The organism is Mycobacterium sp. (assembly GCF_025933915.1).
Classification (GTDB): Bacteria; Actinomycetota; Actinomycetes; order Mycobacteriales; family Mycobacteriaceae; genus Mycobacterium.
The window spans coordinates 1-7,331 of the sequence record NZ_JAICZA010000196.1 but is presented as its reverse complement, the minus strand read 5'-3'; the positions used below and the strand labels follow the sequence as shown (position 1 = coordinate 7,331).

Annotated in this window: 8 protein-coding genes; 1 reads left to right on the top strand and 7 read right to left on the bottom strand. The window is 65.7% G+C overall.

Annotated features, from left to right (window positions below):
• From Q0W90_RS21790 to Q0W90_RS21760, 7 genes are all read right to left on the bottom strand, one after another.
• On the bottom strand, positions 1–729 hold a 729-nt coding region (locus Q0W90_RS21790; RefSeq protein ID WP_297776530.1), incomplete at its 3' end, for an aminopeptidase P family N-terminal domain-containing protein.
• Positions 719–1,963, bottom strand: a complete 1,245-nt coding sequence (locus Q0W90_RS21785; protein WP_297698965.1) for a M24 family metallopeptidase — start codon at positions 1,961–1,963, stop codon at positions 719–721. The genes Q0W90_RS21790 and Q0W90_RS21785, both read right to left, overlap by 11 nt.
• Entirely contained in the window at positions 1,963–3,024 is a 1,062-nt protein-coding gene (locus Q0W90_RS21780; protein ID WP_297597395.1) for an amidohydrolase family protein, read from the bottom strand. The genes Q0W90_RS21785 and Q0W90_RS21780 overlap by 1 nt, the downstream gene beginning before the upstream one ends.
• Positions 3,025–3,177: 153 nt before the next feature.
• Complete coding sequence (locus Q0W90_RS21775) at positions 3,178–4,425, bottom strand: cytochrome P450 (protein WP_297597388.1); 1,248 nt, start codon at positions 4,423–4,425, stop codon at positions 3,178–3,180.
• A gap of 22 nt (positions 4,426–4,447) precedes the next feature.
• Positions 4,448–4,642, bottom strand: coding sequence for a ferredoxin (locus Q0W90_RS21770; RefSeq protein ID WP_297597387.1), 195 nt, complete (start codon positions 4,640–4,642; stop codon positions 4,448–4,450).
• 11 nt (positions 4,643–4,653) lie between these two features.
• Positions 4,654–5,331, bottom strand: coding sequence for a TetR family transcriptional regulator (locus Q0W90_RS21765; protein WP_297597385.1), 678 nt, complete (start codon positions 5,329–5,331; stop codon positions 4,654–4,656).
• Between the two features lie 194 nt (positions 5,332–5,525).
• Positions 5,526–6,332 carry an SDR family NAD(P)-dependent oxidoreductase gene (locus tag Q0W90_RS21760; RefSeq protein WP_297597383.1) on the bottom strand — a complete coding sequence of 269 codons (807 nt, stop codon included), beginning with the start codon at positions 6,330–6,332 and terminating at the stop codon, positions 5,526–5,528.
• Positions 6,333–6,542: 210 nt separating this feature from the next.
• On the opposite strand from Q0W90_RS21760, the gene Q0W90_RS21755 reads away from it, so the two are divergent.
• Positions 6,543–7,310 carry an SDR family oxidoreductase gene (locus Q0W90_RS21755; protein ID WP_297597381.1) on the top strand — a complete coding sequence of 256 codons (768 nt, stop codon included), beginning with the start codon at positions 6,543–6,545 and terminating at the stop codon, positions 7,308–7,310.
• The last annotated feature ends 21 nt before the right edge of the window (positions 7,311–7,331 follow it).

Sequence of the window (7,331 nt, the reverse complement as noted above, 5' to 3'; positions counted from 1 at the left end):
GTAGCCGCCCGCCAGGACCCCGGTGGAAAATGCCACCAGATCGCCGTCCTGGATGCGGCCGTCACCGTCGGCGCGGCGCCACGGGTGCGTGCGCGAGGTCACCCATGCGACGTCTTGATTCGACGGGGTGCTCACGCCGCCCGCCGCCGAGGCCTCCAGCACGACACCGGCCAGCGCTTGTTCGGTTACCCCCGGCCGCAACTCCGCGACCGCGGCCGCCAGTGCCGATTCGGCCACCGCGATTGATTCCCGCAATGCGGCGATCTCCTCGGCCGTCTTCACACGGCGGGCGGCCCGCATCGCGAGTTCTCCGTCCACCAGCTGTGCGTTGGGGAACGCGGTCGGTAGCAGCTGCGCGAAAACCGGTGAGAGCGCGTCGGTTCCGACGCGCCGCGCGGTCGCCGCGCCGTCGATGCGCTGCAGCGCCGACATGGTGTTCATGGGGTTCCACGAGATGCCGTAGAGGTTCTCGTGGGGAATGTCGTCGGGTACGCCCTCATCCCACGTGCTGAGGAGGTGCACGGCACCGGTCTCACGCAACACCACACAGGTCGGGCCGAAGGGCCGGGTGCCCGCGACCCACAGCTGCGGCGCACCGGTCACGTAACGGACATTGGCTTGCCGGCCGAGTACCAGGACGTCGAGATCGTGTGCCGCCATCTGGTCCAGCGCCCGTTGGCGACGCCCCGAGCGCAGCGTGCGCTCGTCGGGCAGGACTTCAGTTCCCATAGGGGTCATAGGGGTAGTCGGTCAAACGGATCCAGCCTTCCTCGGTAATCACCAGGACCTCTTCGCTGCGGTAGCCGCCGGTGCCGTCCTCCCACACCACGGGCTCCAGGACCAGCACCATCCCGGATTGAAGGACGAAATTCTCGTCGAATTCCTGGCCGAGATCGGTTCCGATCATCGGCATTTCGGCCGCGTTCACGCCGATGCCGTGGCCCAGGTAGAAGTGCGGCAGCCACGGCTTGGTGCCGCCATTGGCCGTGATCGCGGCCCGCCCCAGATCCGCCGCGCTGGCGCCGGCCTTGGCGACACCCAGGACCGCGCTCATGATCTGGAACCACTTCTCGAACTGCGCCTGCTGACGCGGCGACGGATCCCGGCCGACGATCCAGGTGCGCCCGAAGTCGGAGCAGTAGCCCTGGTAGGTGATGCTGGCGTCGGTCCACAGCACGTCGCCTTCGGCCAGCTCACGCTCGGTGCTCAGCAGCGGCAGCGCCAGGTCGCCGTGCGTGGTCCACACGCCCTCGGCCTTGCTCGGCGGCATCACCTGCCAGATCGGTTCGAGCATGCTGGCCGTGGCCCCCAGCTCGAAGGCTCGGCGTAAAAAGCTTGCGGACAAATCGATCTGACGGATTCCGGGGGCCAGCCGCTTCTGGACCTCGACCATCGCCTCGTCGGTGATCCGGATGGCGGTGCGCATGCAGGACAACTCATCCGGGGTCTTAACAAGTTTGGCCGCGCTGACGACGGCGGCGGCGTCAACGGGGGCGCCGTTGCGGAACAAGACCTTGCCGGCACGCGACATCGCACCCGTCAATTCGTCGACCGCGACGACCGCGGTGGCCGGAATGATGTCGGCCATCTGACGCGCGAAATCCCGAACACCCTCATCGAATTCGAGATACACGGGCCCGTGCAGGTGGTCGGCGGGCAGGTCCGATTCCTGCGAAGCTCCCTCTCGGAACGGCAGGAACAGGTGCGGCCACTGGTCGTCGGCGAGCACCACGGCCACCGGACGCTCGACGTAAGACAGCCCGGCGTCGCCGAGTGGCCAACTCGCACCCGTGGCGTAGACGACGGCGTTGTTGCCGAGCAGGACCATCGCGTCGACGCCACGTTCGGCCATCGCCGACCGCAGCCGGGCCCCCGTCTCGCGGCGCAGGCGGGGAAGGTCGGGTGTTTCGGGAATCACCAGTCCGTTATCGGTGTTGGTGTCCGGTTGCGCGAACGTCGTCACTACAGTCCCAGGAACTTCGTGATGTTGTCGCTGACAATCTTCGCCGCGTTCGCCGCACCCACCGCGTCGACGACGGTTTTCAGTGACTTCTCCGAATAGCCGTAGGTGCTTTCGTTGTGCGGATAGTCGCTGGACCACATGACCTTGTCGACGCCGATCTGGTCGATCAGCTGCAGACCCAGGGGGTCGACCATGAACGACGCGCTCATATGCGTGTCCCAGTAGTAGCGCACGTCGTGCTGCAGGGGACGGTTGAACATGTGCTGGTAGGACGCGACCAGATGTTCGGCGTCCTGCAACGCCCACGGGACCCAGGAGATACCGCCTTCGAACCAGCCGACCCGCAGGCCCGGGTGGTCGTCGAGAATGCCGCCAAAGATGTACTTGGAGAAGGTCTCCCGGAATCCGTCGATGTTGATCATCATGCCGACCACGACGCTGTTGAACTCAGTCGGGCTTTTGGGCGGGGTTTCCCCGATGTGGTGCGTGACGGGGAGACCGGCGGCTTCGATCTCGTCCCACACCGGCCGCATGGAGGTGCTGGAGTAGTCGATCGGGTTGCCGTCGTCGCCCTTGCCCGGGTTCAACGGCATCAGGAACGTCTTGAGCCCCAAGGACTTCAGCTCCTCGATCGTCTTACGCGTGCCCTGCGGGTCCCACCAGTTGATCAGGCCGGCGCCGTAGAAGTGGCCGTTGGAACGCTCCTGCAGTTCGGCGATGTATTCGTTGTAGATGCGGAAGGCCAGCTCGCGAAGTTGCTTGTCCGGGTAGTGGAACAGCGCCAGCACCGCGTTGGGAAACGCCAGTTCCTTCTCGACCCCGTCGTCGTGCAGTTCCTGAATCCGGGCCTCGATGTTGGTGCTCGCGGCGCCGGGCAGGTCGTCGTACTGCATCAGCACGGCGCTGAAGTCACCCGGCAGGAACGACTGTCCCTTGCGACCGACCTGGTAGGCACCGTCCTCGTACCAGATCCGTGGCGCCTTGTCCTTCAGGTCATCCGGGAAGCGTTGGTAGAAAATGTCATCGGCCAGCGAGATGTGGTTGTCGGCCGAGAAGACCACGGTCCCCTTCGGCAGGCCCACATCGCTGTCGGCGGCGTGGCCGCGTCGATCCTTCGGAGCGCCATAACCTCCGGGCGGGTAGAGCGTGCTTGTTCGAGTCGTCATCTTTGACCCTCCATTCGGATCCGCAGTTTTCAAAGGTAGCCAGCTGGGCTACCAGGTCACCGGCAGTTCGTAGACGCCGTAGGCGAGGCGGTCGTCCTTGAGCGGCACGTCCTCGATGGGAATGGCCAGTTTCAGCGTGGGAATGCGCCGGGCCAGTGTGTGGAACACGATCTGCATCTCGGCGCGGGCAAGCTGCTGCCCGACACATTGATGCCGGCCGTAGCCGAATGCGACGTGGCGGTCGGCTCCCGAGCGGTGTAAATAGAGCCGGTCCGGTTCGGAGAACGCGCGCGAATCCCAGTTTGCCGGGGCCAGGTCGATGATGATGCCCTCACCGGCACGGATCGTCTCTCCGGCGATGTGGATGTCTTCGAGTGCGACGCGGCGCTGGCCGTTCTGGATGATGCTGAGGTAGCGCATCAACTCCTCGACCGCGCTGGCGATGATTTTGGGGTCTTCCGCGTCTCGGATGACGGCCAGCTGGTCGGGGTTTTCGAGCAGGGCGAGCACGCCGAGTCCGATCATGTTCGAGGTCGTCTCATGCCCGGCGATCAGCAATCCGGTGGCCAACTGGGCGGCCTCTTTCGCACTGAGTTCGCCGGCCTTCACGCGCTCGGCGAGGTCGGATACCGCGTCCTCGGCCGGATTCTCCATCTTGGCCTCGACCAGCTGGGTGAGGTATTTGTGCAAAGTCATCGCGCCTTTGACGGTGTCTTCACCGGTGGCGTAGCGCGCGAGGCCGACGTTGGCGTGGTGCTGGAACATGTCGGCGTCTTCGTAGGGCACCCCGAGCAGCTGGCTGATCACCAGCGAAGGCACCGGCAGCGCCAGCGCGCTCACGATGTCGGCGGGCTGAGGTCCGGCGAGGATCGCGTCGATGTGGTCATCGGTGATCTGCTGGATCGTCGGGCGCAAACCTTCAACGCGCTTGAACGTGAAGGGCTTCGACAGCATGCGCCGGAACCGGGTGTGCTCCTCACCGTCGGCGGTGAAGACCGAGCGCGGACGCTTGTGCACCGTGGACAGCATGCCCTCGTTCCAGTGCGGGAACCCGGGCAGCCGGTCATCGACGCTGACCCGCGAATCCGAAAACAGCTCGCGCACCTGCTCATAACCCGTGATCAGCCACGGTGTACTGCCGTCCCAGATCCGGACTCGGGATAGCGGCCTGATTTCAGCCAGTGCCATGACATCCGGTGGTGGCGCGAACGGGCAGCCGGCCTGCCTGGCCATCGGATAGTCCGGAATGTCGGCGGGCCGCTCGGTTGTGGTGCTTGTCAGCGTGTCTTCTGACATCTTTCTCATTCCTCGCCGTATTTCATTCTTCAATGTGGATGGCCTGTGCGGGGCAGGCGGCCGCCGCCCGCCGCGCGCCCTCAGCCTGTTCGGACGTTGGATGGGGATTGAGCAAGACGACGACGCCGTCGTCGTCGCGCTGGTCGAACACTTCGGGTGCGTTCATGACGCAGTTGCCCGAGGAAGCGCAAACATCTTGGTTAACAGTTACTTTCATCTCCCAACCCCTTACTCGTGCGCCGTCACGGGTGCCAGCCACAGGCCCACGATCGCGTCGATGAGGCCGGACGCCGCGGCCCGCCACGAACGATGGGAGGTCAACGCACCCGCGGCCAGCGCGCGTTCACGGTCGGCACAGGTGTGCATCAACAGGTTTCGCGCCATGATGTTGCGTTCGAAGTGCACTTCGGCCGGCAACTCGGGTAGGCACCGGTTGACGCCCTCGACGACCTGAACCAGCGACGGCGAGCTGAGCGCGCCCTTGACGATGATGTTGTAGTACGCGGGGTCGGTCATCGCCTGCGCCGCGAACCGCGCGTACCACGTCGGATTTCCGAGCTCCTCGAGGTGATCGGTGAGCGGACGCACCAGACACGCCACCCAGTTGCGCAGTTCGGCGTCCCGGCCAGCGGCGGTTCCCGATTCCAGCAACTCGTCGACCATCTGCTCGCGTAGCTGCTCGACGGGTCCCCGGTGCTTGTGCTCGATCGCACGCACCAGGTCGGCCTTGGTGCCGAAGTGGTAACCGACCGCGGCGTTGTTGCCCTGACCGGCGGCCTCGCTGACCTGCCGGTTGGACACCGCGAACATGCCGTGCTCGGCGTACAGGCGTTCGGCGGCCACCAGGATCGCCTCTTGGGTGGAGCTGGCCCGCTCGGTGCGCACAGCCCGGCCGACGGTGGTCATTGCGCTAGTCAACCGCGCGCCGAGCTTTAAGTCAAGCGATTGATTTAAATTGAAATCGGTGGACGCGAGGCGTGGGCCGCGAGGCCCCGGACGCGAGGCTTGGGCCTGGGCGCCGGACCCCGAACGTGACCGCATCGTCACGCCGGCGCTCGAACGTGACCGCATCGTCACGCTCGGGATCCTGAGGCGCGTCGTCAGCCCTGCTTTTTGGGCCGAACGACCTTGCCCGCCACCGTCCCACCGTCGACCGGCAGCACGGTCCCGGTGACGTAGCGCGATCGGTCGGTGGCGAAATACAGCGCCGCCTCGGCGACGTCATCGGGCGTGCCTTCGCGCTTCAGCGGCCGGTCGTCGCGCATCCCCTGGCGAATCCGCGCCTCGAATTGCTTCAGCTGTTCGGGGTCCATGCCGGCCGCCGACTTCCCCAGAATCGGTGTGGGTATGCTGCCCGGCGCGATGGCGTTGACCCGAATCTCGTGGTGTGCCAACTCAATTGCGGCGGACTTGGTGAACTGGATGACCGCCGCTTTGGACGCACGGTAGATCATCACACCGCCGCCGGCCTGGATCCCGCCGATCGAGGTGATGTTGATGATCGACCCGCCACCGTGTTCGGCCATGTGCCGCGCGGCATCTCGGGTACCCGCCATCACGCCCAGCACATTGACGCCCATCACCCGGTGGAAATCGGCGAGGTCGTCGTCGAGCAACTTCCGCAGGGGGCTCGAAATCCCGGCGTTGTTCACCATGACGTGTAGGCCGCCGAACTTCTCGACGGTCCCGGCCACCAAGGCTCCTACCTGTTCGGGGTCGGCGACGTCCGTCTGCCGGAAGGCGGCGTTGGCGCCGAGCGATGTCGCCAGTGCCTCGCCTCGCTCGGTCTCGACGTCGGCGATGACGACGCGCGCGCCCTCCGTCACAAAGCGCTCCACGAGGCCGCGACCGATGCCGGATGCGCCGCCGGTGACGACGGCGACCTTGCCCTCGAGTTCGTTAACCACCTGACGAGTTAATCGGGGGCGCGAGCGTTAAGTCAAGCAGTTGATTTAAGGCCGTGCAGGGCTCGGGGCTCAGCGCTCGATCGCCTGGCATCAAACGCCCGCGTGGCCGGTTGAGTTCGGCATGAATTCGGGCTTTCCGGGGTTCCCACCGGTCGACGCACCGGCCATGCTGAAGAGGCCAGTTCACCGGGAAGCTTGAAAGGCGTGATCATGAAGGTTTTGGTAATCGGTGGCAGCGGGCTGATCGGGTCGCAGGTGGTCGCCATGCTCACCGAGCAGGGACACGAAGCGGTCCCGGCGTCTCCGAGCACCGGCGTCAACACCGTGACCGGCGAGGGCGTCGCCGAGGCCGTCGTCGGTGTCCACACGGTGGTCGACGTCTCCAACTCGCCGTCCTGGGCCGATGACGATGTGCTGAATTTCTTCACCACGTCTACCCGCAACCTCCTCGAGGCGGAGCGGCACGCCGGCGTGCAGCATCACGTCGCGCTCTCGATCGTGGGAGCCGACCGGGCGGCCGCCAGTGGCTACATGCGGGCCAAGATCGCGCAGGAAAAGGTGGTCGCGGAATCGGGAGCTCCGTATACGATCGTGCGGGCTACGCAGTTCTTCGAATTCGTTGGGGGCATTGCTGATTCGATGACCGACGGTGACACGGTCCGCGCGCCGCATGGGGCGTTTCAGCCCATCGCGGCCGCGGATGTGGCCACGGCCGTCGCCCACGCTGCGATCGGTGACCCGGTCAATGGGGTGATCAACATCGCCGGCCCGGAGAAGCGGGGCATGGACGACTTCATCCGAACCCAGTTCGCCGCGACCGGCGATGCCCGCCGGGTGCTGACCGACCCGGATGCGCAGTATTACGGTGCGGTGCTCGACGAGCGCATGATCGTTCCCGTCGAGGGCGAAGAAGTGACCCTGTACCCCACCACGTTCGGCGACTGGCTGGCTTCGCAGGTACCCAGCAACGCCAAGTAAAGGCCGGGATCGCCGAAGCGG